The 25,139-nt window shown below is 67.7% G+C and carries 21 protein-coding genes; 18 read left to right on the top strand and 3 right to left on the bottom strand.

The genetic code is table 11. The annotated features are described in order from the left end of the window. Window positions 1–252 precede the first annotated feature (252 nt). From ilvB to C447_RS18205, 8 genes are read left to right on the top strand one after another with little or no spacing between them, the layout of a single operon-like run. Complete coding sequence (gene ilvB, locus C447_RS10825) at window positions 253–2,103, top strand: biosynthetic-type acetolactate synthase large subunit (RefSeq protein ID WP_007693810.1); 1,851 nt, start codon at window positions 253–255, stop codon at window positions 2,101–2,103. Then, window positions 2,100–2,747, top strand: coding sequence for an acetolactate synthase small subunit (gene ilvN, locus C447_RS10820; RefSeq protein WP_007693809.1), 648 nt, complete (start codon window positions 2,100–2,102; stop codon window positions 2,745–2,747). Before ilvB ends, ilvN begins: the two co-directional genes overlap by 4 nt. Then, on the top strand, window positions 2,740–3,783 hold the full coding sequence (ilvC, locus tag C447_RS10815) for a ketol-acid reductoisomerase (protein ID WP_007693807.1): 1,044 nt from the start codon (window positions 2,740–2,742) through the stop codon (window positions 3,781–3,783). Before ilvN ends, ilvC begins: the two co-directional genes overlap by 8 nt. Next, complete coding sequence (locus C447_RS10810; protein WP_007693805.1) at window positions 3,780–4,067, top strand: hypothetical protein; 288 nt, start codon at window positions 3,780–3,782, stop codon at window positions 4,065–4,067. The genes ilvC and C447_RS10810 overlap by 4 nt, the downstream gene beginning before the upstream one ends. Continuing rightward, window positions 4,064–5,530, top strand: coding sequence for a 3-isopropylmalate dehydratase large subunit (gene leuC / locus C447_RS10805; RefSeq protein ID WP_007693804.1), 1,467 nt, complete (start codon window positions 4,064–4,066; stop codon window positions 5,528–5,530). Before C447_RS10810 ends, leuC begins: the two co-directional genes overlap by 4 nt. Further along, entirely contained in the window at window positions 5,527–6,153 is a 627-nt protein-coding gene (leuD, locus tag C447_RS10800) for a 3-isopropylmalate dehydratase small subunit (protein WP_007693802.1), read from the top strand. Before leuC ends, leuD begins: the two co-directional genes overlap by 4 nt. Further along, a complete protein-coding gene (locus C447_RS10795) occupies window positions 6,146–7,114 on the top strand; it encodes an isocitrate/isopropylmalate dehydrogenase family protein (protein ID WP_007693800.1) in 969 nt (322 codons plus the stop codon). The genes leuD and C447_RS10795 overlap by 8 nt, the downstream gene beginning before the upstream one ends. 38 nt (window positions 7,115–7,152) lie before the next feature. After that, window positions 7,153–7,299 (top strand): DUF7557 family protein, encoded by a 147-nt coding sequence (locus C447_RS18205; RefSeq protein ID WP_007693798.1) that lies wholly within the window; start codon window positions 7,153–7,155, stop codon window positions 7,297–7,299. Here the strand turns inward: C447_RS18205 and C447_RS10790 are convergent. Then, window positions 7,296–7,742 (bottom strand): DUF5799 family protein, encoded by a 447-nt coding sequence (locus tag C447_RS10790; RefSeq protein WP_007693795.1) that lies wholly within the window; start codon window positions 7,740–7,742, stop codon window positions 7,296–7,298. The genes C447_RS18205 and C447_RS10790 overlap by 4 nt on opposite strands. A gap of 133 nt (window positions 7,743–7,875) precedes the next feature. Between C447_RS10790 and C447_RS10785 the strand changes: the two genes are divergently transcribed. Next, the gene (locus tag C447_RS10785) at window positions 7,876–8,076 is read left to right on the top strand and encodes a hypothetical protein (protein ID WP_007693793.1); all 201 of its coding nucleotides are present in this window, start codon (window positions 7,876–7,878) and stop codon (window positions 8,074–8,076) included. Between the two features lie 19 nt (window positions 8,077–8,095). Here the strand turns inward: C447_RS10785 and engB are convergent, their stop codons facing one another. Beyond that, window positions 8,096–8,713: a GTP-binding protein EngB gene (gene engB, locus C447_RS10780; protein WP_007693791.1), complete on the bottom strand. Its 618-nt coding sequence runs from the start codon at window positions 8,711–8,713 to the stop codon at window positions 8,096–8,098. An 84-nt stretch (window positions 8,714–8,797) separates the two neighbouring features. Here engB and C447_RS10775 point away from each other — a divergent pair, with 84 nt between their 5' ends. The 5 genes from C447_RS10775 (at window position 8,798) to C447_RS10755 (ending at window position 17,298) form a co-directional block, all read left to right on the top strand. Further along, window positions 8,798–10,126, top strand: a complete 1,329-nt coding sequence (locus C447_RS10775; protein ID WP_007693789.1) for a TIGR00341 family protein — start codon at window positions 8,798–8,800, stop codon at window positions 10,124–10,126. Between the two features lie 87 nt (window positions 10,127–10,213). Further along, on the top strand, window positions 10,214–11,212 hold the full coding sequence (locus C447_RS10770; protein WP_029601917.1) for a PrsW family intramembrane metalloprotease: 999 nt from the start codon (window positions 10,214–10,216) through the stop codon (window positions 11,210–11,212). 64 nt (window positions 11,213–11,276) lie between these two features. Continuing rightward, the gene (locus C447_RS10765) at window positions 11,277–13,688 is read left to right on the top strand and encodes an amino acid permease (RefSeq protein ID WP_007693785.1); all 2,412 of its coding nucleotides are present in this window, start codon (window positions 11,277–11,279) and stop codon (window positions 13,686–13,688) included. Between the two features lie 196 nt (window positions 13,689–13,884). Beyond that, window positions 13,885–14,829, top strand: coding sequence for a universal stress protein (locus C447_RS10760; RefSeq protein WP_010612510.1), 945 nt, complete (start codon window positions 13,885–13,887; stop codon window positions 14,827–14,829). A gap of 63 nt (window positions 14,830–14,892) precedes the next feature. Next, complete coding sequence (locus C447_RS10755) at window positions 14,893–17,298, top strand: amino acid permease (protein WP_007693776.1); 2,406 nt, start codon at window positions 14,893–14,895, stop codon at window positions 17,296–17,298. A 15-nt stretch (window positions 17,299–17,313) separates the two neighbouring features. Here C447_RS10755 and uvrA read toward each other — a convergent pair whose 3' ends face one another. Further along, complete coding sequence (uvrA, locus tag C447_RS10750; RefSeq protein WP_007693774.1) at window positions 17,314–20,256, bottom strand: excinuclease ABC subunit UvrA; 2,943 nt, start codon at window positions 20,254–20,256, stop codon at window positions 17,314–17,316. A 501-nt stretch (window positions 20,257–20,757) separates the two neighbouring features. Between uvrA and C447_RS10745 the strand changes: the two genes are divergently transcribed. The 4 genes from C447_RS10745 (at window position 20,758) to C447_RS10730 (ending at window position 25,107) form a co-directional block, all read left to right on the top strand. Continuing rightward, on the top strand, window positions 20,758–22,470 hold the full coding sequence (locus C447_RS10745; RefSeq protein ID WP_007693772.1) for a glutamate--tRNA ligase: 1,713 nt from the start codon (window positions 20,758–20,760) through the stop codon (window positions 22,468–22,470). Between the two features lie 92 nt (window positions 22,471–22,562). Next, the gene (locus tag C447_RS10740; protein WP_007693770.1) at window positions 22,563–23,366 is read left to right on the top strand and encodes a TatD family hydrolase; all 804 of its coding nucleotides are present in this window, start codon (window positions 22,563–22,565) and stop codon (window positions 23,364–23,366) included. After that, window positions 23,363–24,193 carry a sugar phosphate isomerase/epimerase family protein gene (locus C447_RS10735; RefSeq protein WP_007693768.1) on the top strand — a complete coding sequence of 277 codons (831 nt, stop codon included), beginning with the start codon at window positions 23,363–23,365 and terminating at the stop codon, window positions 24,191–24,193. The genes C447_RS10740 and C447_RS10735 overlap by 4 nt, the downstream gene beginning before the upstream one ends. A 5-nt stretch (window positions 24,194–24,198) precedes the next feature. Beyond that, complete coding sequence (locus C447_RS10730) at window positions 24,199–25,107, top strand: UbiA family prenyltransferase (protein ID WP_239639169.1); 909 nt, start codon at window positions 24,199–24,201, stop codon at window positions 25,105–25,107. The last annotated feature ends 32 nt before the right edge of the window (window positions 25,108–25,139 follow it).

Here is a 25,139-nt window from a genome sequence, read left to right as displayed (position 1 = left end):
GGTATGACGACCCGACCGACGGCCGCTCAGGGCACGCGAGTCCCGAGCGACGCGGCGGGTGTTCGCGAGTCGATTATTGTAGGGGTATAACCCCTACGCACCTCCTTCCCCCGACCCCCGAATCGACCACACAGCGACCAGCACCCGCGACACCCACCGACCACATGACAGACCGAAACCCGCAGCCCACACAGCGACCGACCGCACCGAGGTATCGACTACCGAACCCCGCTTCGAACGGGGGGATGAATCGTGAGTGAAGGCCAGCCGCCCCAGCGCGCGGCGGACGAGGCCGAACCGGAACCGGCAGCCGCCGACCGGACCGACGAGGAGTCACGATCTCCCGTGACGACCGGCGCGGAGTCGGTCGTTCGGGCGCTCGAACGCGCGGGCGTCGAACAGCTCTTCGGGGTCCAGGGTGGCGCGATCATGCCGGTCTACGACGCGCTCTACGACGCCGACCTCAGGCACGTGACGATGGCCCACGAGCAGGGCGCGGCCCACGCCGCCGACGCCTTCGGGATCGTCTCGGGCGAACCCGGTGTGTGTCTCGCGACCTCGGGACCCGGCGCGACGAACCTCGTGACCGGGATCGCCGACGCCTCGATGGACTCGGACCCGATGATCGCGCTCACCGGGCAGGTTCCATCGGAGATGGTCGGCAGCGATGCCTTCCAGGAGACGGACACGACGGGCGTGACCGCGCCGGTCACGAAGGAGAACTACTTCGCGGACTCCGCCGACTCGATCGGCGACACGGTCGGCGAGGCGTTCGCGCTCGCCGGCGCGGGCCGACAGGGCCCGACGCTGGTCGACCTCCCGAAGGACATCACGACGGGTCCCACGGAGACCGAACCCGACGAGGGTCGAACGCCCGATACGTACAACCCGCCCGAAGCCGCCGACGAAAGTGCAGTCGAGGAAGCGGCGGGCGTGCTCGCACGCGCGGACAAACCCGTGATCCTCGCGGGCGGCGGCGTCATCAAGGGCGAGGCGAGCGCGGAGCTCTACGAGTTCGCCACCGAGTACGGCATCCCGGTGGTGACGACGATGCCCGCGATCGGCGCGTTCCCCGAGGACCACGACCTCGCCCTGGAGATGGCGGGGATGCACGGCACCGGCTACGCTAACATGGCGATCACCCACTGTGACGTGCTGTTCGCGGTCGGGACGCGCTTCGACGACCGCCTCACGGGTGGCGTCGAGACCTTCGCGCCCGAAGCACAGGTCATCCACGCCGACATCGACGCCGCCGAGATCTCGAAGAACATCCACGCCGACCACCCCCTGCTGGGCGACGCCGGCACCGTCATCGAACAGGTTGGCGAGGCGCTCGCCGAGGAGCGGGCGGCGGACATGGCGGCCACCGGCGAACGGTTCGCGGAGTGGCGCGAGCAGTGCCGAGGGTGGAAAGAGGACTACCCGATGGACTACGTCGCGCCGGACGACGCCCCGCTGAAGCCCCAGTTCGTGGTCGAGGCGGTGGACGAAGCGACGGCCGACGACACCGTCGTGACCACCGGCGTCGGCCAGCACCAGATGTGGGCCTGCCAGTACTGGACCTACACCCAGCCGCGGACGTGGGTCTCCTCACACGGTCTCGGGACGATGGGCTACGGGCTGCCCGCCGCGATCGGCGCGCGGGTCGCCGCCGACGCCGTTGCTTCGAAGAAGCAACGAGCAGACGGCGAAGCCGTCGACGACGACCAGTCGGTGGTCTGTTTCGACGGCGACGGCTCCTTCCTGATGACGCTCCAGGAGCTCGCGGTCGCGGTGCGCGAGAACCTCGACATCACCGTCTTCGTGCTCAACAACGAGGGCATCGGGATGGTGCGCCAGTGGCAGGACGGCTTCTTCGAGGGCCGACGGATGGCCTCGGAGTACCCCTGGATGCCCGACTTCGCCACGCTCGCCGAGGCGTTCGGCGCGCGCGGCTTCCGGATGGAGGGCTACGACGAGGTCGAGGAGACCATCGAGGAGGCGCTCGCCTACGACGGACCTTCGATCGTCGACGCCCAGATCGACCCCGACGAGAACGTCTACCCGATGGTCCCGAGCGGCGGGGCGAACGGCCAGTTCGTTCTGGCGGAGGAGCAGCTATGAGGGAGGGTCTGCAGGGACCCGCGCCCGAGGAGCGCCCCCATCCCACGGGTCGGCGCAACGGTCAGGGGATCCGGATCGACCCCGAGACCGAGGCCGAACCCGACACGCGCCGTACGGTCCTCTCGGCGCTGGTGAAGAACGAACCCGGCGTGCTGGCGAAGATCTCGGGGCTGGTCTCGCGCCGGCAGTTCAACATCGAATCACTGACTGTGGGCACCACCACGAACCCCGAGACCTCGCGGGTGACGGTCGTGATCGAGGAGTCCGAACCCGGCATCCGCCAGGTCGAGACCCAGCTCGCGAAGCTGGTCAACGTGATCTCGGTGCGCGAGCTCGGCGACGACGCCGTGGGTCGCGAGCTGGTGGTGTTGAAGGTCCACGGCGACGAGCCCGACAAGGTCCACGCCGTCACCGAGATGTACGGCGGTACGACGCTCCACGCCGGCCGGGACACCATCACGATCGAGATCACCGGCGACGAGCAGACGGTCGACGACGCGGTCGACGCCTACCAGCAGTTCGGGGTCCGCGAACTCGCCCGCACGGGCCAGACCGCGCTCGCGCGCGGCGGCGAGTGGACCACCTACGCCGAGGAGGAACGCTACGAACGAATGCAGACCCAACCCGAAACCAACGATGACTGAGAACGCGACCATCTACGACGACGACGACGCCGACAGCACCGCACTCGACGGCAAGACCGTAGCCGTAATGGGCTATGGCTCACAGGGCCACGCCCACGCCCAGAACCTCGACGACAGCGGGGTCGACGTGGTGGTGGGCCTCCGCGAGGGGTCGAGTTCGCGCGACGCCGCCCGCGAGGACGGCCTCGACGTGACCACCCCGGTGGACGCCGCCGCCCAGGCCGACATCGTGTCGGTGCTCGTGCCGGACACCGTCCAGCCCGACCTCTACGAGCAGATCAGGGGTGAGCTCGACGAGGGCGACACCCTCCAGTTCGCCCACGGCTTCAACATCCACTTCGGCCAGATCGAACCCGACGAGGGGGTCGACGTCACCATGATCGCGCCGAAGGGCCCCGGCCACATCGTCCGCCGGGACTACGAGCGCGGCGAGGGAACCCCCGGACTGCTCGCGGTCTACCGCGACTCGACCGGCGAGGCGTGGGACGAGGCGCTGGCCTACGGTCAGGCCATCGGCTGCACTCGTGCAGGTGTGATCGAGACCTCGTTCCGCGAGGAGACCGAGACCGACCTGTTCGGCGAGCAGGCGGTGCTCTGCGGTGGCGTCACCGAGCTCATCAAGATGGGCTATGAGACCCTCGTGGACGCGGGCTACTCGCCCGAGATGGCCTACTTCGAGTGCCTCAACGAGATGAAGCTCATCGTCGACCTGATGTACGAGGGTGGGCTCGGCGGGATGTGGGACTCGGTGAGCGACACCGCCGAATTCGGCGGATTGACCCGCGGCGACGTCGTGGTCGACGACCACGCCCGCGAGAACATGGAGACGGTGCTCGAACAGGTCCAGCAGGGCGAGTTCGCGCGCGAGTGGATCACCGAGAACCAGGCCAACCGGCCCTCCTACAACCAGCTGCGGAACGCGGAGAAGAACCACGAGATCGAGGCGGTCGGCGAACGGCTCCGCGGGCTGTTCGCGTGGGCCGAGGAGCCTGACGAGACCGCGGACGAAACCGAAGAGGAGCGAGTACAGGTATGAGCAACGAGTCAAACCGAAACGAGACACCGAACCGAGCGATGAAGAGCGTCGACCACACCCACCCCGACACCGACCGGCCGTTCGGCGACCAGGTCGTGTTCGCCCGCGGCCCGGTCGTCGCGGCCGACGGCGGGCGCGAGGCCGACGTGGACGAGGCCGAAGAGACGGACGCCGACGAGGACGAGGCAGTACGGATGAAGGACGTCGACCACGAGCCGCCGAACGACGCCGACGCGAACCGGGTGTTCGAGCGTGGTCGGGAGGGCCGCGACGGCGATCGATGAGTCGGGGAACCCTCTACGACAAGGTCTGGGACGAACACGCCGTCACGGAACTCCCGACCGGACAGACGCAGCTCTTCGTCGGCCTCCACCTCATCCACGAGGTCACCAGCCCGCAGGCGTTCGGGATGCTCGGCGAACGCGACCTCGAAGTCGCCTATCCCGAACTCACGCACGCGACGGTCGACCACATCGTGCCGACCGCCGACCAGTCACGGCCGTTCGGCGACGACGCCGCCGAGGAGATGATGAGCGAACTGGAACGGAACGTCCGCGACTCGGGGATCGTCTTCGACGACCCCGGGAGCGGAAACCAGGGCATCGTCCACGTCATCGGCCCGGAGCAGGGACTCACCCAGCCCGGAATGACCGTGGTCTGCGGCGACTCGCACACCTCGACCCACGGCGCGTTCGGCGCGCTCGCGTTCGGCATCGGCACCTCTCAGATCCGGGACGTGCTCGCGACCCAGACGATCGCGATGGAGAAGAAAGAAGTCCGGAAGATCGAGGTCACGGGCGAACTCGGTTCCCACGTCGGCGCGAAGGACGTCATCCTCACGATCATCCGAAAGCTCGGCGTCGAGGGCGGTGTCGGCTACGTCTACGAGTACGGCGGCTCGGCCATCGAGAGCCTCGGGATGGAAGGCAGAATGTCGATCTGCAACATGTCGATCGAGGGCGGCGCGCGCGCGGGCTACGTCAACCCCGACGAGACCACCTACGACTGGCTCCGCGAGACGGACGCGTTCGCGGACAGCGAGGGACGCAGTCCCTCGGGCAGCCGAGCAAAGCCCGGCGGCGATCCCGAGGAATTCGAGCGCCGAAAGGAGTACTGGGAGTCGATCCGCTCGGATTCCGATGCCGAATACGACGACGTGGTGACGATCGACGGCGACGAGATCGAACCCGTGGTGACGTGGGGAACGACGCCGGGTCAGGGCATCGGTATCTCCGAACCGATCCCCGAACCCGAGGACCTCCCCGAGGACAAACAGGACACCGCACGACGGTCCCAAGAACACATGCGGGTCACGCCCGGCGAGACCATGCAGGGCTACGACGTCGACGTGGCCTTTCTGGGGTCGTGTACCAACGCGCGCCTGCCCGACCTCCGCGACGCCGCCGAGGTCGTCGAGGGTCGCGAGGTCGATTCCAGCGTGCGCGCGATGGTCGTCCCCGGCAGCGAACGGGTGAAGGCCGCCGCCGAGGACGAAGGACTGGACGAGGTGTTCACCGAGGCGGGCTTCGACTGGCGCGGGGCGGGCTGTTCGATGTGTCTCGGGATGAACGAAGATCAACTAGAAGGCGACGAAGCCTGCGCGAGTTCCTCGAACCGGAACTTCGTGGGCCGGCAAGGCTCGAAGGAAGGGCGGACGGTGTTGATGAGTCCCGTGATGGTCGCGGCGGCGGCGGTCACCGGCGAAGTGACCGACGTCCGTGAACTCCCGGAGGTGGCGGTGCGATGAGTTCCGCCGACGAAGTCACGGTCGATACTGTCGAACGTGTTTCGGGAACCGGTATCCCCATTCGGGGCAACGACATCGACACCGACCAGGTCATCCCGGCGCGGTTCATGAAGGTCGTCACCTTCGACGGTCTCGGCCAGTTCGCCTTCTTCGACCAGCGTTTCGACGACGACGACGAGGAGAAGGACCACCCGATGAACGAGGACCGCTTCCGCGACGCCTCGATCATGGCCGTGAACGCCAACTTCGGCTGTGGCTCCTCGCGCGAACACGCCCCGCAGGCGCTGATGCGCTGGGGGATCGACGCGCTGATCGGCGAGAGCTTCGCGGAGATCTTCGCGGGCAACTGCCTCGCGCTCGGGATCCCGACGGTGACGGCGGACCACGAAACCGTCACGGCGATTCAGGACTGGATCGACACGAACCCCGACGGCGAGATCGACATCGACGTGGCGAACGAAGTCGTTCGCTACGGCGACGAGGAAGTCGCCGTCACCGTCGAGGACGCCCAGCGGCGGGCGCTCGTCGACGGCGTCTGGGACACCACGGCGCTGATGAAGTCCAATTCGGGTGCCGTGGCCGACACCGCGAACTCCTTACCCTACCTCGCCGACGATGACTGAGACCATCACCGTGATCCCGGGCGACGGCATCGGTCGGGAGGTCGTCCCGGTCGCCATCTCCGTACTCGATACGGTGGGGGACTTCGAGTTCGAGGAGTACGACGCGGGCGATGCGGTCTACGAGGAAACCGGCGAGGCGCTGCCCGCCGAGACCCGGCAGGCGGTCGCGGAGAGCGACGCGACGCTGTTCGGCGCGGCGGGCGAGACCGCCGCCGACGTCATCCTCCCGCTCCGGTCGACGGTCGAGTCGTTCGTGAACGTCCGGCCGGCGCGGGCGTATCCGGGGGTCGACGCGCTCCGGCCCGAGACGGATATCGTCTTCCTGCGCGAGAACACCGAGGGCGTCTACGCGGGCCACGAGGACCGACTCTCCGAGGACCTCTCGACGCTGACGCGGGTCGTCACCGATTCGGCCTCGCGCCGGCTGGCCGAGTTCGCCTGTGAGTACGTCGAGGGTGAAGGATTCACCGTGGCGCACAAGGCGAACGTGATGCGCGAGACGGACGGTCGGTTCCGCGAAGCGGTGCTCGACGTCGCCGAGGAGCGCGGGGTGCCGACCGAGGAGGTGTTGATGGACGCCTTCGCGACGCAGGTCTGTCTCGATCCCGCCCAGTACGACGTCGTGGTGTGTCCGAACCTCGCGGGCGACGTGCTCTCGGACCTCGCCGCTGGGTTGGTCGGCGGGCTCGGGCTCCTTCCCTCGGCGAACATCGGCGAGGAGCGCGCGCTGTTCGAGCCGGTTCACGGCACCGCACCCGACATCGCGGGCGAGGGGGTCGCGAACCCCGTCGCGACGGTATCGAGCGCCGCGATGTGCTGTGAATTTTTGGGCCACGACGAGGCCGCCGAACGGGTTCGTCAGGCGGTGTTGGAGGTGCTCGCCGACGGGCCGCGAACGCCCGACTTGGGTGGCGAGGCCACCACCGAGGACGTCGAGCGCGCGCTGCTCGACCGGCTCTGACCGTCGGGGTTAAGCCGGTCGCGCTCGATGGCCCGGATATGCCCGAGATCGAACTCGACGAGGAGACCGTCGACCGCCTCGACCGCCTCGCGGTGGAGGAGGAGAGCTACGACGAGATCGTCACCGAACTCATCAACATCTACGAGACCGAGGAGCGGACCCTGTTCCGCGGCGGCAGTCCCTAGTTCGCGGCGGTCGTTCGAACGCGCTCCCACTTGCCGTTGTTTTCGAGGTGGGCCTGGAGCTGCTCGGCGTAGCGCTCGGTGAGGTCCGCCGCCGCCGCGCGCCGCCCGCCGTTCCCGCCACCGCCGCCGAACCCGAGCGAACGTTTGATCGAGTCCACGACCCCGCCGCCCGACCCGCCGTTTCCGTTCCCGCTACCGCCGCCCATCGCGTTCGGCGAGTCGAGGTTGTCGAGTTCGCCCATCACGTGTCCGAGTTTGTCCGTGTTCGCGACGAGCCGTGCCCGGTCGGGGTCGTCGGGGTTCTCGATCTCGAACTCGACGGCGGTCATGATGAGGCCCCACTGCTGGCGGTTGAACTCGGACTCTTCGATCTCGCCTTCGAACTCGCGGTCGACCGCCATCCGGTCGCCGGCGATCATGTCGCCCCACGCGCGCGTGCTCATGGGCGGCCTTCGCGGGCCGGTGGTATCAGGCTTTCCGCCAGCCGGTGCGGCCGCGGTGCGGCGGCTGTGCGGTGCGGTCGCCGTAGTGCGGTGTTGTGTGGTTCGGCGGTGGCGGCAATGCGGAGCCTGGTGGATGAAGGGCGAGTCGCGCGAACGGAGTGAGCGCGGCGAGGGCTTCGGCGGTGCGATGCTGTGCAGGGCGGTTGCGGTCGCGGAGGTGATAGTGGTCGCACCGCGAGTGAGCCGAAGGCGAACGAGCGGGCGCGAGGGTGACCATCGGGAACCCGACGCGCTTTTGATCCACATTTTGCCAGCGAAGGAGCGAAGCGACTGAGCGCAGCAAAAGGTGGGTTCTAGAAGAACTTCAGCAGGTCGTCGCGGCGCTGGTCGTGGAGGTGGGTGCGGACCGCCTCGGTGAGCGGCGTGATCGAACCGCGTTTCGCGGTGACGGGGGCGACGGTGTCCTGCCACTGCTGCCACGGCGAGGGAAGCCCCAATCGGTCGCAGACCGCGTTCAGGCGTTCGTCGTGGTCGTCGACCTTGTCCATCTTGTTGACGGCGACCACGGTCGGGATCCCGACGTCCTGGAGGAAGTGGAAGAGTTCGACGTCGTGGGGGACCTCGCCGCGGTCGGCGTGGCGGTCGATGATGTCGACGGCGCTCTTGCCGTCGAGGACGAGCACGCCCACGAGGATCTCGTCGGCGTGGTCCTCGATGTAGTGGACGACGTCGGTCTTGATCGTCTCGCGGACCTCCTCGGGGACCCCCGACATGAACCCGAAGCCGGGGAGGTCGGTGAGCACGAAGTCCTCGGAGACCCAGTCGTAGTGGCCGGGTGAGCGCGTGACGCCCGGTTTCTTCCCGGTCGTGAAGTCGTGCCCCGTGAGCTCGCGGAGGATCGTGGACTTCCCGACGTTCGAACGGCCGCAGAAGACCACTTCGGCGCTCCGGTCGGGTCGTCCCTCGAACATACCGGGTCTCGACCGCCGGCGGGTAAATCCCCGTCGGCTCCGTGCGATCGGGGGGTATTTGTCGACCCGCCGAGACGGACGGATGTGCGACTCGTCCAGGTGACGATCCCGGCGGGCAAACGCGAGACCGTCCTGGCGGAACTCGACGACGAGGGTATCGACTACGTGCTCACCGAGGAGACCAGCGGCCGGGAGTTCACCGGCGTGGTCCACTTCCCACTGCCGACGGAGGCGGTCGAGCCCGTTCTCGACCGGCTCCGAAACACGGGTATCGACGACGACGCCTACACCATCGTGCTCGACGCCGAAACCGTGATCTCCCGGCGGTTCGACGAGTTGGAGGAACGATACGAGGAGGACGGCGAGAGCGACGAGCGCATCGCGCGCGAGGAGATCCACAGCCGTGCCCAGGAGCTCGCTCCCAACGTCGGTCCGTTCCTGGTGATGACCGTCGTGAGCGCGCTCGTCGCCACGGCCGGGCTCCTCCTCAACGACGCGGCGATCATCGTCGGCTCGATGGTCATCGCCCCGCTGATCGGGCCGGCGATGGCCACCTCGGTCGGCACCGTCGTCGACGACCACGAGATGTTCCGTCGCGGGGTCAAGCTCCAGGTGGTCGGTCTCGTCGTGGCCGTCGTCGCTGCGACGCTGTTCGCCGCGTTCGTGCGGGCGACGAACCTCGCCCCGCCCGGGACGGACGTCCTCTCGATCCAACAGGTGAGCATTCGAACGTCGCCGGGACTGCTCGCGCTCGTGGTGGCCCTCGGTGCGGGCGTCGCGGGTGGCGTGAGCCTCGCGACCGGCGTCTCGGCCGCGCTCGTCGGCGTGATGATCGCCGCGGCGCTCGTGCCGCCCCTCGGGGTGATCGGTATCGGGATCGCCTGGGGACTGCCGAGCCCCGTGCTCAGCGCGACCGTGATCGTGCTCATCAACACCCTCTCGATCAACCTCAGCGCCCTCGTCGTGCTCTGGTATATGGGATATCGACCCGACCACTGGTTCCAGGCGGACGCCGCCCAGAGCGCGACCCGGAAACGCGTCGGGGCGCTCGTCGCCGCGGTCCTCGTGCTGTCGGCGTTTCTCGGGCTCGTCACCTACGACTCCTATCGAACCGCGACGTTCGAGGAGGAGGTCCGCGGCGAGATCAACGGTCTCCTCAACCAGCAGCCCTACGAGGACCTCGTGCTGGTCAACTCCGAGTTCGAGTACGACGACCCGATCCCGCCGCGAGAGCCCACCAGCGTCACCGTGACCCTGAGTCGGCCGACCGGGAGCGAGGACCCGAACTTCGCGAAGCCCCTCCAGCAGCGGATCAACGAAACCGTCCAACCGACCACACTCCCGTTCGACCAGTCGCACAACGTCAGCTCGTTCGACGTCAGGATCCGCTACGTCGAGAGCGAACGGGCCTGACGCGAAGCGCGGCCGTCGCGACGGACATTCGAAAGGGAATCGAAGGGCGAGGGGAAACGGTTAGACGCCGGGTGCCATCACGGGTGTATGGCCAGCCGTAGGGACCCGGTGCAATCGAGCGCCGATGGGTCGCGCGACCTCTACGACATCGCGACGTGGGACGTGCGCTCGCCGCTCGACCGGGTCGCAGTCTTCGTCTATCGCTTCCTGAGCGCGACCGCGCGTGCGATACTCCTCCTCGTCGCGGTGTTGTTGCTCGTTCAGTTCGTCCGGTCCAGCAGCCTCTCGCAGATATCCAATCCGGTCGTCACCGGCTTCACGCTGCTGTCGGTCGTGCCCGCGCTCGCGCTGGTGGTGTTCGTCTGGCGAAGCGACATCACCACCGAACCCGTCTCGCTGCTCGCGGCGACGTTCGCGCTCGGGGTCCTGTTCGCGGGGTTCGCGGCGGTCGTCAACGGCGTCGGGAGGCGGTATCTCGCGGTCATCCCGCTGGTCGGTCCGATCTGGTTTTACTACCTCGTGGTCGGGCCGATCGAGGAGACGGTGAAGTGGCTCGCGGTTCGCCTCTACGCCTTTCGGAGCGCGCGGTTCGACGCCGTGATCGACGGGGCGGTCTACGGTGCGGTCGCGGGCCTCGGCTTCGCCACGATCGAGAACGCGCTCTACATCACGAACGCGGTCGGGACGCCGGTCGCGAGCAACCTGCTGGGTGCGGGCGGCGGGATCACGCCGGTTCGGGCGATCGCCGGCCCGGGCCACGTGATCTACGCCGCGTTCTCGGGCTACTACCTAGGGCTCGCGAAGTTCAACCCTGACCGGGCGGGACCGATCGTCGTCAAGGGTCTCCTGATCGCGGTGTTCATCCACGCCACCTACAACACCCTCTCGTTCGTCCCCGGCATCGTCGCCGGGCTCCTCGACGTCCCGTACTTCCTCGCACTGCTCGGGTTCGTGGTGGTCTACGACGGCTTCTTCGGCTACTTCCTCTTTCGAAAGCTCGCCCGGTATCGGGCGGCCTATCGGACGGCCGGTAGCGACGGCGACCGCGCTCCCGCCGGCGTCGAGCGCACCGAGTTCGAGGACTGAAGCCGTGCTCGGACGGTCGAGACGAACATCAGCCTTTTTATAAACTGCAGCCATCCCACGCACAATGGCTGAGGGTACATCGGAGGCGGGCGGCGGGGAGATCGGCGAGGAGCTCGACCGGAACATCGGGCTGCTCGGTGCGCTCGCGATCGGTATCGGGACGATGATCGCGGCCGGTATCTTCGTGCTCTCGGGGCTCGCGGTCGCGAACGTCGGGACCGTCGCGATCGTCTCGTTCGTGCTCGCGGCGCTCGTCGCGGCCTTCACCGCCGCCGCCTACGCCGAGTTCTCCTCGATCTACTTCGAGTCGGGCGGCGGCTACATGTACGTCTCCGAGACCTTCAAGAGCAATTTGACGTACATCATGGGCTGGACCATGATCGTGGGCTATCCCGCGAGCGCGGCCTTCTACCTCGCCTCCTTCTCCGATTGGTTCTATCGATTCATCTACCCCGTTCTGGGCATCCCCCAGTGGATCCCCTACTGGATCCCCGGGCTCCTCGTCCTCGGGCTCCTCGTGTTCATCAACAGCCGCGGGAGCGAGGAGTCGAGCCAGTTCCAGATCGTCGTCACCGCCGCGAAGATCCTGCTCCTCCTCCTCTTCCTCTACGGCGGCCTCCGCTCGTTCAGCACCGACGTCGTCGCGACCTCGTTCGCCCAGAACATCGGGAACGTCGTCGAGATCGGTGCCACCAGCGCGCTGGTCTTCATCACCTTCATCGGCTTTTCGGCGATCGCCACCAACGCCGACGAGATCAAGAAACCCGGTACCACCATCCCGCGGGCGATCTACATCAGTATGGGCTTCGTGACGGTGCTCTACGCCCTCGTCGTGTTGGTGATCGTGATCGCGATCAACGACCAGCAGTTCCTCACCTTCCTCTCCCAGAACACCGACCTCGGCGGTCTCTCGCCGACCCAGTACGTCGCCAACAACGGCGAGGTCTCGATGGCGCTCGCCGCCCAGTACTATCTGGGGAACATCGGCTTTTACGTCATCATCGTGGGCGCACTGTTCTCCATGCTGAGCGCGGCGAACGCCACAGTACTGGCGGGTTCGCGAGTCAAGCTCGCGCTCGCGCGGCGCAACCACCTCCCGAGCCAGTTCGAGGACCTCCACCCCGAGTACGGCACGCCGTACAAGGCGACCATCCTCACCGGCGGGTTCATCTTCACCTTCATCCTGATCTTCAGCGTCTTCTTCGGCGAGGTGCCGGGTGCCGGCGGCGAGCACCCGCTGTTCGGTCTGTTCGCCGACCTCCCGCTGTTCGGGATTCATCTGGGGCTCGAGAGCATCACCGGGGTCGCGAACTTCCTCCTCCTGCTCGGGTTCTCGACCGTCAACGTCGCGGTGATCTTCTCGCGCCGGAAGTTCGAGGACCTCGAACGCGGCTTCCGCGTGCCGCTGGTGCCGTACGTTCCGATCCTCGCCGTGCTCGCCAACGTTGGCCTCGTGGTCAGTCTCGGTTTCGAAACCATCGCGCTCGGCCTCGCCGCGGAAGCGATCGGGATCGCCTTCTGGTTCGCCTGGAAGGGTCGTGCGCCCTCGACCGAGGAGATCGAGCGCGAGACCCCCACCGCGGTCGCCGAGCAGAACCCCTCGGGCCGCGACCGCGACTACCAGATCGTAGTGCCGATCGCGAACCCCGAGAACGTCGAGCGCCTGATGCGGACCGCGACCGACATCGCGCGCGACCGCAACGGCGAGGTGATGGTGCTCTCGGTGGTGAACCTCCCCGAACAGACCCCGCTTGCGTCGGGCCAGCAGTACACCGACGAGCGCCGCGAGGTGCTCAACCAGGCGATGGCGATGGCCGACGGCGGCGAGGGCGCGGACGTCCCGGTCAGCGGCACGGTGCGGATCAGCCACCAGGTCGACCGCGCGATCCTCAACACCATCGAACAGTACGGTAGCGACGCGGTCCTGATGGGCTGGGGTGGCTGGCGTGCCCGCCGGCGCGACGTCGTCCTCGGGAGCACCGTCGACACCGTCGTTCAGGAGGCCGACTGCGACGTACTGGTCGAGCGGATCGACCCCGGAAGCGCGCCCACCGTCGGGTCGATCCTCCTCCCGACCGCGGGCGGCCCGCACGCCGACCTCGCGGCCGAGGTCGCCCGGTCGATAGCCCGCGTGACCGACGCGCACGTCGAACTCCTTCGCGTCGTGGATCCGGACGACGAGGAGGCCGACCGGGCGGATGCCGAGTCGGTGCTCGAAGCGGCGCTGGCCGACTTCGAGGCGATCGACGCCGGTGCGACGGTCGTCGAGGGCGACGATATCGTCGGGGCGATCACCGACGAGTCGTCGAACCACGACCTCACGATCATCGGCGCGACCCGGGAGGGCCTCCTCCAGCGCGTGGTGTTCGGCGCGATCCCCGAACGCGTTGGCGAGCGCGCCGAGAGCACGGTGATCCTCGCAAAGCGCAACCTCGATATCACCTCGCGCCTCCGCGAGATACTGCGCTGGCGCTGAGACGGCTCGGGCCGTCGTGTCGGCTCTAGGGCGAGCGGGGGTCGTCGACGCCTCGCGTGAGAACACCGGTACGAAGTCGACGGCAACACGGTGATCCCCTCACTCCGGTACGCCGATACTGAATTTATCGGATGTATATTGCTCCAAGAACAATCCCGGCGCTTGGTTTATGCTGTTGCGACAACTCTACGTGGGTATGTTCGCAACCGATGGTGGACACCGGTCGGGAACGGAGCGGGTCGGGGACGCCCTCCCGGAGGGCCGCTACCGGCTCCTGCTCCCGGTCGCCGGCGAAACGATGCCGGCGGACGCGGAGCGACGTCTCCGGACCGCGACGGCCATCGCGCGCGAACGCGACGGCGGGCTCGTGGTGTGTTCGATCGTGAACTTCGCGCGTCAGACCCCGCTCGATGCGGTCGCGGCCGACGAGCCGAAACTGGTCGCGGCGCGTGAGACGGCCGAGCGGTTCGTCGAGACCGTCGAGCGAACCGGCGTCCCGGTGACCGGTCGTGTGCATCTGACCCATCGGGAGTCGGATTCGGTGCTCAACGCGGTCGAGGCCTACGAGTGTGACGGCGTGTCGCTCGCCATCCGGGGCGGGCAATCACAGCGCCGCCGACTCCTCACCGGCGACGTGGCCGAACGGGTCGTCGCGCGCGCGGAGTGTGAGGTGTTCGTCGAGAAGCAGGCCGCCGACGAAACGCCGGTCGAGACGGTCCTCCTCGCGGTCAGCGGCGGGCCGCACTCGGGGCTGGCCGCGCAGGCGGCACGCGCGCTCGCACTCGATACCGACGCCCGTATCGATGCGATCCACTTCATGCCCGAGGACGCGAGCGACGAGGATCACGAGGAGGGAACCCGGATCGTCGAGGCGGCCGAACGGGCGCTGGCGGACGTCGAGCGGGTCGAGGCCACGGTCGAAGCCGTCGAGAACGTCGGGGAGACCATCATCAGCCGCTCCGACGCCTACGACCTGACTGTGCTCGGCTCGCCCACCGGCGGCCTCCTCGCACAGTTCGTCTTCGGCACGGTCCCGGACTCGGTGAACCAGCGCACCGAGAACGCCGTGTTGATGGCGCGGGACGACACCGGTAGCAAATCGATCTACGAGCGGTGGGTCGTCGGCGACGCGTCCGAATAGGGCGACCCACCAACGGCTCTCGAACCGGCCGATAGCCGACGGATTCTCAACCGGACATACCTCATGACAGGACCGACGGAAACCAGTGCGGACGGGCGGGACGACGCCGGCGTCGCGACCGAGCTCTCGCGGGACATGGGCCTCGCGGACATCACGTTCATCGGGGTCGGGGCGATGATCGGGGCGGGCATCTTCGCGCTCACCGGCTTCGCCGCCGGGATCGCGGGGCCCGCGCTCACGGTGGCGTTCCTGATCAACGGGTTCGTGGCGCTGTTCACCGCGATGTCCTACGCCGAACTCGGTGGCGCGTTCCCCGAGGCCGGCGGCGGCTACCTCTGGGTCGAGGAGTCGCTCGTCGAACCCAACGGCTTCTACGCCGGATGGATGAGCTGGTTCGCCCACGCCGTCGCGTGCGCGCTCTACGCCGTAACCTTCGGGACCTACTTCACGGAGTTCCTGGTCACCGTGACGCCGCTCACCGAGGACTTCGTGTTCTTCGGCTTCCTGACCCACTCGCTGGCCGAGCGCCTGCTGGCGGCGCTGATGGCGGTCGGCTTCGGCTACATCAACTACCGCGGAGCCGAGGAGACGGGCCGCGCCGAGGTGGTGGTCGTGGTGGTCAAGCTCGTCATCCTCGCGCTGTTTATCGTCTTCGGTGCGTACGCCACCTTCACGAATCCCGACTGGCCCGCGAAGTTCCTCTCGAATCCCTCGTTCGCACCGGGCGGCGTGTTCGGGATCATCGGCGCGATGGGCTTCACCTACATCGCGTTCGAGGGCTACGAGATCATCGTCCAGTCCGGCGAGGAGGTCAAAGAGCCCGGCAAGAACGTCCCGAAGGCGGTGTTCTACTCGCTCGCGGTCGTCGTCCCGATCTACGTCCTCGTGGCCTTCGTCGTGATCGGCGGGATCGACGTCACCCGGGAGATCGCGGGAATGGCGGGCGTGAGCGCGGGCACGCCGACGTGGCAGGCGCTCGGCGGCCTCGGGGAGCTGGGGATCGTCGAGGCGGCCAACCAGTTCATGCCCTACGGCGCGCTCCTCCTGCTCGTCGCTGGTATCGCGGCGACGTCGAGCGCGCTCAACGCAACCGTCTACTCGTCGAGCCGGGTGTCGTTCGCGATGGGACGGAATCGGGAACTCCCCGCGTTCTTCGAGCGGATCCACCCCGAGCGCCGCACGCCCCACATCGCCATCCTGCTCTCGACGGTGCTGATCGTGGCGATGTCGGTCACGCTCCCGATCGAGAGCGTCGCGGCCTCGGCCGACATCATGTTCATCCTGCTCTTCGTCCAGGTCAACTGGGCGCTGATACGGATGCGGACCACCCACCCGGACCTGGAGCGCACCTTCACGGTGCCGTTCATGCCCTGGCCCGCGCTGGTCGGGATCGTCGCGCAGGTCGTGCTCTTGCCCTTCCTGATCTACGAACTCGGTCTCGAAGCGGCCGGGATCGGCACCAGCAACGAGGGGCTCGTCGCGCTCGCCGTCACCGCCGTCTGGATGGTCCTCGGCCTCGCGGTGTTCTACGGCTACTCGAAGGGCAAACGGGCCGAAGAGCGCGAGGCGGAGACCCCGACGGTGCTCGCGGAGGAGACCCCCGAGGAGCGCGAGCGGCGGATCCTCGTGCCGCTCGCCAACCCCGAGACGACCGACCGGCTCCTCCGAACCGCGATTGACCTCGCACGCGAACGCGACGCCGAGATCCGGGTGATGAGCGTCGTCACGGTGCCCCGTCAGACCCCGGTCGAGGAGGGGCGACAGTTCGTCGATACGAAGCGTGAGCACCTCGAAGACGCGATCGGGACCGCCGAAGCGGCGGGGGTTCCCGCCGGGGGGACGGTGAGGATCGGCCACGACGTCGCCGAAGCGGTCATCGCGACGGCCGAGGAAGACGACGTCGACGAGATACTGCTGGGCTGGCGCGGACGGAGCCGTCGCCGGGATTTCGTGCTCGGGAGCAACGTCGACCGGGTCGCCACCGACGCACCGTGTGACGTCCTCGTCGAGCGGATCGGCCCGCCGACCGCGGTCGGGTCGATCCTCGTTCCCACCGCGGGCGGCCCGCACGCCGAGTACGCCGCCGAGGTCGCCGACGCCCTCGCGAAAGCGAACGACGCCCGCGTTCGCGTGGTCTCGGTCGTGCCACCGGGCGCGTCCGCGGACGACCGGGAGCGAGCCGAACGTACCGTCGAGACCACGGCCGCCCTCGTCGAGCCGGAGGTCGTCGAAACCGACGTGGTCGAGGGGAACGAGGTCGTCCCGACGATCGTCTCGCTCTCGGCCGACCACGACGTCACGGTCGTGGGGGCGAGCCGCGAGGGGCTCCTCCAGCGGCTGGTGTTCGGGGCGATCCCGGAAGCCGTCGGGCTGGAGGCCGATGGCACGGTCATCATGGCGAAACGCCGGCTCGACCTTCGGTCGCGGCTCTCGCGGTGGTTCTGGCGGGCCCGCAACGGCGGGTCGTGAGCCGGTTCGTTCCGGCTAGTCGTCGCCCGCCGCGCTGACGCGGCGGTCCGAACGGGGTCCGTCGAGTTCCACGGTCGGGAGGAGGTCCCTGAGGTAGCGCCCGGTGTGGGAGTCGTCGTTGTGGGCGATGGCCTCCGGGCTGTCGGCCGCGACGACCTCGCCACCGTGTTCGCCGCCCTCGGGGCCGAGGTCGATGACGTGGTCGGCGTTCTTGACGAGGTCGAGTTCGTGTTCGATCACGACGACGGTGTTGCCGTTGTCGACGAGGCGCTGGAGCACTCCGATGAGTTTGCGTTCGTCGGCCGAGTGGAGCCCCGTGGTGGGTTCGTCGAGGAGATAGAGGGTGTCGCCGGTCTGTTTCTTGCCGAGCTCCTCGGCGAGCTTGACGCGCTGGGCCTCACCCCCCGAAAGGGTGGTCGAGGGCTGGCCGAGGCGCATGTAGTCGAGGCCGACGTCGCGGAGGAGCTGGAGCCGGCGCTTGAGTCGGGTGTCGGCCTCGAAGAACTCGTAGGCCTCCTCGACGCTCATGTCCAGCACGTCCGCGATGGTCTTGCCCTTGAACTCGACTTCGAGGGTCTCGTCGTTGTAGCGCGCGCCGCCGCACTCCTCGCAGGGCACGTGGACGTCCGAGAGGAAGTTCATCTCGATCTTGACGGTGCCCTGGCCGCCACAGGCCTCACACCGCCCGCCCTTGACGTTGAAGGAGAAGCGACCTTTCTCGTAGCCGCGCTGTTTGGCGAGGTTGGTGCTCGCGAACCGCTCGCGGACGTGGTCGAACACGCCGGTGTAGGTCGCGGGGTTCGAACGCGGCGTGCGACCGATCGGCGACTGGTCGATCAGCCTCGCGGTCTCGATGTCCTCGTGTTCGATGGCGTCGTGCTCGCCGGGGTCCACAGTCCGGTTGTCGTTCATCTCGCGGACGAGGCCCTTATAGAGCACGTCGTGCATCAGTGTGGACTTCCCGGAGCCCGACACTCCTGTGATCGCGGTGAAACAGCCGGTCGGGATCGAGACGTCGAGGTTCGCGAGGTTGTGTTCGCGCGCGCCGCGGATCCGGATCTCGCCCTGGGGTTCGCGGCGCTCCTCGGGTACGGGGATCGCCCGCCGCCCGGAGAGGTACTCGCCCGTGATGGATCCCTCGACCTGCTCGATCTCCTCGACGGTGCCCTGGGCGACCACCTCGCCACCGCGCTTGCCGGGGCCGGGACCCATGTCGATGACCTCGTCGGCCCGGCGCATCGTGGCCTCGTCATGTTCGACCACGAGGAGGGTGTTGCCGATGTCGCGGAGCTCTTCGAGGGTGTTGAGGAGGCGGTCGTTGTCGCGCTGGTGGAGCCCGATCGAGGGCTCGTCGAGCACGTAGAGCACGCCCACCAGCCCGGAGCCGATCTGGGTCGCGAGCCGGATCCGCTGGTTTTCCCCGCCGGAGAGCGTGGCGGCCTGGCGGTCGAGGGTGAGGTATTCGAGGCCGACCTCGCACATGAACCCGAGCCGCGAACGGATCTCCTTCAGGATCTCCTCGGCGATGGTGCGGTCGCGGTCGGACATGCCGTCCTCCATCCCCTCGAAGTGCGCCAGAGCGTCCCCGATGGACATCCGGTTGACTTCGGTGATCGGGGTGTCGTCGACGAGCACCGCGCGGCTCTCGGGCTTGAGACGGGTCCCCTCACAGGCCGGGCACGTGGTGACGGCCATGTACTTCTCGATGTGCTCGCGCGTGCTCTGGCTCTCGGTCTCGACGTAGCGGCGGTCGAGGTTCGGGATCACGCCCTCGAAGCGTTTCTCCTTGCGCCGCGTGCCGTTCCGCGTCCGGCTCTCGAAGACGACCTTTTCGGAGGTCCCATACAGGAACGCCTCTCGAACGTCGGGGTCGAGGTCCTCGAAGGGCGTACTGAGGGAGACGCCGAAGTGGTCCGAGACGGCGTCCAATCGAGTTTGGTAGTACGACCGGGAGTAGCTCCAGGGTTCGAAGACCTCTTTGAGGGGCTTCTCCGGGTCCTGCACGACGAGGTTCTCGTCGACCTCCTTGGTCTCGCCGATCCCCTCACACTCGGGACACGCCCCGTGCGGGCTGTTGAACGAGAAACTCCGGGTCTCGATCTCGGAGATGTCGATCCCACAGTGGGTACACGCGAGGGCCTCGGAGAACTCGACCACCGCACGGTCGTCGCCCTCGCCTGCGAGGTCGCCCGTCGCGCGCGCCACGGCCCCGCCGAGGTCGGCGTCCGCCGGCGGGTCGGGCAGGATGACTTTGAGGACGCCATCGGCCTCTTCGAGCGCCGTCTCGACGCTGTCGGTGATCCGGGACCGGGCGTCCTCGCTGATCTTCACCCGGTCGACCACCACGTCGACGGTGTGGTCGTAGTTCTCGTCGAGTTCGGGCCGATTCGTCGCGAGGTCGTAGCTCTCGCCGTCGACCTCGACCCGCGAGTAGCCCTCGCTCACGAGGTCGTCGAAGAGGTCCTCGAAGGCCCCCTTCTGGTCGCGGATGACCGGCGCGGCCACCTTCGCCCGCGTTCCCTCGGGCAGTTCGAGGATCCGTCGGACCATCTGCTGGGCGGACTGCTCGCCGACCTCGCGCCCGCAGTCGGGACAGTGGGGCACGCCGACGCGGGCGTAGAGCAGCCGGAGGTAGTCGTGGAGTTCGGTGACGGTACCGACGGTCGAACGAGGGTTGTTGGCGGCGTTCTTCTGGTCGATCGAGATCGCAGGCGAGAGCCCTTCGACGGTCTCGACCTGCGGTTTGTCCATCTGGCCCAGGAAGTTCCGCGCGTAGGCGGAGAGCGACTCGATATATCGACGCTGCCCCTCCGCGTAGACGGTCTCGAAGGCCAGCGAGGACTTCCCGGACCCCGACAATCCGGTGACGACCGTGAACGCGTCGCGCGGGATGGTGACGTCGAGGTCTTTGAGGTTGTGTTCTTCGGCTCCCCGGACCTCGATGGCGTCCTTACTCATTGTGTTCGCTGGGGTCGCCGGGAGTGAAACACTGTCGGTTCCCCACCTTTTGCTGCGGTCGCTCACTTCGTTCGCTCCCTGGCAAAATGTGGATCAAAAGCCTGTCGTTCGAAACGGCGAAGCCGTTTCGTGATGACGAGGGAGCTCCGCTCCCTCGAACCACGTCACCCCCTCGCTCCGCTCGGGGATTCCTTGGCCCGCTCGCTCGTTTCACTCGCTCACGGCACAGTCACTAACCCTTCCGCTCGGCACCGCTACCGCAACCACACAGCACCGCCTCCGCACCGCCGAAGCCCTCCGGCGCTCGCTTCGCTCGCGCCGTCGCCCTTCATCCACCAGGGACCGCAACCGCACCACGGCCGCGACACCGCCACCACCGCACCGCACGCGGCGACCGCCACCGCAACCGCACTGCCACCGCGAACCGCACCGCACCCGCCGGCCGCGCCGCGGCCGTCGGCAACCAGACGAGTTTTCGTCGCGGGCGGGAAACGGGGCGCAATGAACGACGAACTCCGCGAGCGGGTCGAGCACGAGGCCGAAAAACACGCCCTGCTCAACGCGGTCAAACACGACAGCGACGCCGACGTCGGCGCGGTCATCGGTCCCCTGATGGGCGAGAACCCCGACTTCCGCGAACACGGCGACGAAGTCCCAGGAGTCGTCGCACCGGTGGTCTCCCGGGTCAACGAACTCGACACCGAGGGGCGACAGAAACGCCTCGAAGTCGTCGCGCCCGACTTCCTCGCCGAACTCGAAGCCGACGACGAGGGCGACGACCACCCGCTCCCGGACCTCCCGAACGCCGAGGACTCGACCGTGCGAATGCGACTCGCGCCGAACCCCAACGGCCCCTGGCACCTCGGTCACGGTCGGATGCCCGCCGTCATCGGGACCTACAAGGAACGTTACGACGGCTGGATGCTCTGTCGGTTCGACGACACCGACCCCGAGACCAAACGACCGGACCTCTCGGCCTACGACGCCATCGTGGATGCCGTCGAGTACCTCGGCTTCGAACCCGACGAGGTGGTCAAGGCCTCCGACCGGATGGAGACCTACTACGAGCACGCCCGCGAACTCATCGAGTTGGGCGGGGCCTACACCTGCTCGTGTCCCGCCGGCGAATTCTCCGACCTGAAGAACGCGGGCGAGGCGTGTCCCCACCGCGAGAAATCCACGGAGCAGACCCGTGAGGAGTTCGAGGCGATGGTCGACGGCGAGTACGGCGCGGGCGAGATGGTCCTCCGAGTGCGAACCGACATCACCCACAAGAACCCCGCGCTCCGCGACTGGGTCGCCTTCCGGATGGTCGACACACCACACCCGCGCCCGGAGGCCGACGAGTACCGCTGCTGGCCGCTGCTCGACTTCCAGAGCGGGGTCGACGACCACCTGTTCGGGATCACCCACATCATCCGCGGCATCGACCTCCAGGACTCCGCGAAGCGCCAGCGCTTCCTCTATGACTACTTCGACTGGGAGTACCCCGAGGTCGTCCACTGGGGCCACGTCCAGGTCGACGCCTACGACGTGAAGATGAGCACCTCGACGATCAAAGAACGCATCGACGAGGGGAGGCTCGACGGCTGGGACGACCCGCGCGCACCCACGCTCGCGAGCCTCCGCCGGCGCGGTATCGAGGGCGAAGCGATAACCGCCGCGATGGTCGCCCTCGGCACCTCGACCTCGAACGTCGACCTCGCGATGAGTTCGGTCTACGCCGCGAACCGCGAGCGGATCGACGACGACGCCGACCGCGCGTTCTTCGTTCGCGACGGCGTCGAGAAACCCCTCCACGGCGGACCGGAGACCGGCGAACCGCCCGTCCACCCGGACCACGACGACCGCGGTGTTCGTGAGATCCCCGTCGACGAGGGAGTCCTCGTCGAACCCGAAGACCTCCCTGAGGAGGGCGAGCGCGTCTGGTTGAAGGGCTACGGCTGTGTTCGGCACAGTGGGGACGAATTCGAGTTCGTCGGTACCGACATCGACGTGGTTCGCGAGGAGGACGTTTCGGTGATTCACTGGGTTCCGGCGGACGAGAACCGCCCGCTCACGCTCCGGACGATGGACGGCGACGTTGCGGGTCACGCCGAACCCGGTATTGGCTCCTACGACCCCGACGACGTGGTGCAGTTCGAGCGGATCGGGTTCGCCCGGATCGACCGACAGGGATCGGATGACACGGTGGCGTACTTCGCGCATCCGTAGGGCCACCGAATCGATCAGAGCGCGCCTCGGCGGCTGAGACCACGTTTCCCGTTTTCAGCAGGTATAAACTCCGTCCGAACGGATCGCCGGGCATGGAGATCATCGACCCGCACATGCACATGGTCTCGCGCTCGGCCGACGACTACCAGCGCGCGCGGATGGCCGGCGTCGAGTGCTGCATCGAACCCGCCTTCTGGAGCGGTACCGACAAGGAGCACGCGGGATCGTTCTTCGATTACTTCGAGCAGATCATCGACTTCGAGACCGCACGCGCCGAGCGCGCCGGTGGGATGAGTCATTACGTGACCATCGGCCTCGAACCCAAGGAGGCCAACTACCGCGAGATGGCCGAGGAGGTGCTCGAAGGCATCCCCGAGTACCTCGACCGCGAGAACGTCGTCGGGGTCGGCGAGATCGGCTTCGACCAGGGGACGGACGACGAAGAGTGGGCGCTCCGCGAGCAACTTCGGATGGCCGACGAGCGCGAGCTCCCGGTCATCATCCACACCCCACACACCGACAAACCCTCGGGCACCGAGCGGATCGTGGAGGTCATCGAGGACGAGGGCGTGACCCAAGAGCGGATCGTGATCGACCACAACACGGAGGAGACCATCGAAACCTCGCTCACCACCGACTGCTGGGTCGGCTTCACGCTCTACCCCGGGAAGATCGAGGACGAGGCGGCGATCGACCTCCTCGAAGAGTACGGCACCGACAAGATGCTGTTCAACAGCGCCGCCGACTGGGATCCCTCGGACCCCCTCGCGGTACCCAAAGCACGGGACAAGATGCTCGACCGTGGCTGGGACCACGAGGACGTGAAGAAAGTCGTCTTCGACAACCCCTACGACTTTTTCGACCAGTCGCCGAACTTCGACTACGAGCGACCATGAACTTCGGGTTCTCCGCCAACGCGTTCCGCGAGTACGACCCCTACGAGACCATCGAGATCGTCGCCGATGCGGGTTACGACGGGGTCGAACTCCTGTTCGACCGGCCCCACCTCTACCCGCCCGACACCGACGAGGAGACGGTCGAGAGAGTCAAAGAAACCCTCGCCGAGAACGACCTCGCGATCAGCAACTGTAACGCGTTCATGCTGACCGCGATCGAGGGCTTTCACCACCCCTCCTACATCGAGCCGGACACCGACTACCGCCAGCGCCGGATCGACTACACGAAGGACGCGCTCCGGACCGCGGCGGCGCTCGACCACGACTACATCTCGATCGAGCCAGGTGGCCCGATCCCGGAAGAGAAATCCCGCGAGTGGGCGCTCGAAACGTTCGTCGAGAGCCTCGAAGAAGTCCTGCCCGTCGCGGAGGAAGTGGGTGTGGACCTCCACGTCGAACCCGAACCCGACCTCCTGATCGAGACCGCCGACGAGTACCTCGAATTCGTCGAGCGGATCAGTCATCCACAGGTTCGCTGTAACTTCGACGCGGGCCACCTCTTCAGCGTGGGCGAGGACCCGGTCGCGGCGTACGAGACCCTCTCGGAGTACGTCGACCACGTCCACCTCGAGGACATTCCCGAGGACCGCCGGCACGAACACACCCAGCTCGGCGAGGGCGCGATGGACATCGACGGCTTCCTCGGTGCGCTCGACGACGCGGGGTACGAGGAATTCGTGACGGTCGAACTCTACCCCTACGAGGAGACGGCGGCAGAGACGGTCGAGGACGCGATGGCCTACCTCGAAACCCACGGGTGGGCCTGAGAGGGGTGGCGCGCGGCGACCTTCGGGACCGGTTCGAGGCCTACGCGAGTCTGGTCCGGCTGCCGAACCTCTTCAGCGCCCCGCCCGACGTGATGCTCGGCGCGGCGCTCGTCGCCGCGAGCGGCGGGGCGGTGTCGATACCGGCGCTCGCCGGCCTCGCAGTCGCTTCGGTCCTCCTGTATGCCGGCGGGACGACGCTCAACGACTACTTCGACGCGCCGGTCGATTCGCGGGAACGCCCCGAGCGCCCGATCCCCAGCGGACGGGTCCCGCGGTCGCGGGCGGGCGCGCTCGGCGGTGGCTTGCTCGTGGCCGGGGTTCTCGTCGGCTTTCTCGCAGCCGGTCCGCGGGCTGGACTGGTCGCCGCGGCGCTCGCCGGCGTCGTGCTCGCCTACGACGGCTGGCTGAAGGGAACTGGTGTTGGTTTCCTCGCGATGGGGGTCGCACGCGGCCTCGATGTCGTACTCGGATTCGCAGCGGGCGGCTTTCGGCTACCGACCTGGGTCGTGTTCGTCCCGCTGGTCGTGGTCGTCTACATCGCGCTCGTCACGAGGATGGCGGCGAACGAGGCCACCACCACCGAGCGGGGCGTCGTAGCGGGCGCGGCGGGCGGGGTCGTTCTCGGCGGGGCCGCGGTTTTCGCGCTGGTCGGGGTCGTTCGGCCGCCGCTCGTCGAGACCCTCCTCGCGGTCGCGCTCGTCGCCGGCTTCTTCGCGTGGACCGGACGGGCGATCGGGGAGGCCTACGCGACACCCCGACCGGACACCGTCGGCCCGGCGGTCGGGACCTGCGTGCTCGCGCTCGTCGTCCTCGACGCGGCGTTCGCGGCGGTCGCGGGGGTTCCGTGGGCGCTCGTCGCGTTCGCGTTTCTGGTGCCGGCCGTCGGGTTCTCGCGACTGTTCGACGTCTCGTAGGTCGTGTCCGTCTCGGAAGGCGTTTGAAGACC

The sequence above is a fragment of the Halococcus hamelinensis 100A6 genome (assembly GCF_000336675.1).
Lineage (GTDB): Archaea > Halobacteriota > Halobacteria > Halobacteriales > Halococcaceae > Halococcus > Halococcus hamelinensis.
Note: the sequence above shows the minus strand (reverse complement) of the source record. Positions and strands in the feature narration are given on the sequence as shown.

Bases quoted from the DNA above. Each gene is read 5' to 3' on its own strand.
- C447_RS10795 (WP_007693800.1), top strand. From the start codon at position 6,146: ATGACTGAGACCATCACCGTGATCCCGGGCGACGGCATCGGTCGGGAG.
- C447_RS18205 (WP_007693798.1), top strand. From the start codon at position 7,153: ATGCCCGAGATCGAACTCGACGAGGAGACCGTCGACCGCCTCGACCGC.
- C447_RS10770 (WP_029601917.1), top strand. From the start codon at position 10,214: ATGGCCAGCCGTAGGGACCCGGTGCAATCGAGCGCCGATGGGTCGCGC.
- C447_RS10785 (WP_007693793.1), top strand. From the start codon at position 7,876: ATGAAGGGCGAGTCGCGCGAACGGAGTGAGCGCGGCGAGGGCTTCGGC.
- ilvN (WP_007693809.1), top strand. From the start codon at position 2,100: ATGAGGGAGGGTCTGCAGGGACCCGCGCCCGAGGAGCGCCCCCATCCC.
- C447_RS10765 (WP_007693785.1), top strand. From the start codon at position 11,277: ATGGCTGAGGGTACATCGGAGGCGGGCGGCGGGGAGATCGGCGAGGAG.
- ilvC (WP_007693807.1), top strand. From the start codon at position 2,740: ATGACTGAGAACGCGACCATCTACGACGACGACGACGCCGACAGCACC.
- C447_RS10760 (WP_010612510.1), top strand. From the start codon at position 13,885: ATGTTCGCAACCGATGGTGGACACCGGTCGGGAACGGAGCGGGTCGGG.
- leuD (WP_007693802.1), top strand. From the start codon at position 5,527: ATGAGTTCCGCCGACGAAGTCACGGTCGATACTGTCGAACGTGTTTCG.
- C447_RS10740 (WP_007693770.1), top strand. From the start codon at position 22,563: ATGGAGATCATCGACCCGCACATGCACATGGTCTCGCGCTCGGCCGAC.
- C447_RS10745 (WP_007693772.1), top strand. From the start codon at position 20,758: ATGAACGACGAACTCCGCGAGCGGGTCGAGCACGAGGCCGAAAAACAC.
- leuC (WP_007693804.1), top strand. From the start codon at position 4,064: ATGAGTCGGGGAACCCTCTACGACAAGGTCTGGGACGAACACGCCGTC.
- C447_RS10790 (WP_007693795.1), bottom strand. From the start codon at position 7,742: ATGAGCACGCGCGCGTGGGGCGACATGATCGCCGGCGACCGGATGGCG.
- engB (WP_007693791.1), bottom strand. From the start codon at position 8,713: ATGTTCGAGGGACGACCCGACCGGAGCGCCGAAGTGGTCTTCTGCGGC.
- C447_RS10735 (WP_007693768.1), top strand. From the start codon at position 23,363: ATGAACTTCGGGTTCTCCGCCAACGCGTTCCGCGAGTACGACCCCTAC.
- uvrA (WP_007693774.1), bottom strand. From the start codon at position 20,256: ATGAGTAAGGACGCCATCGAGGTCCGGGGAGCCGAAGAACACAACCTC.
- C447_RS10755 (WP_007693776.1), top strand. From the start codon at position 14,893: ATGACAGGACCGACGGAAACCAGTGCGGACGGGCGGGACGACGCCGGC.
- C447_RS10810 (WP_007693805.1), top strand. From the start codon at position 3,780: ATGAGCAACGAGTCAAACCGAAACGAGACACCGAACCGAGCGATGAAG.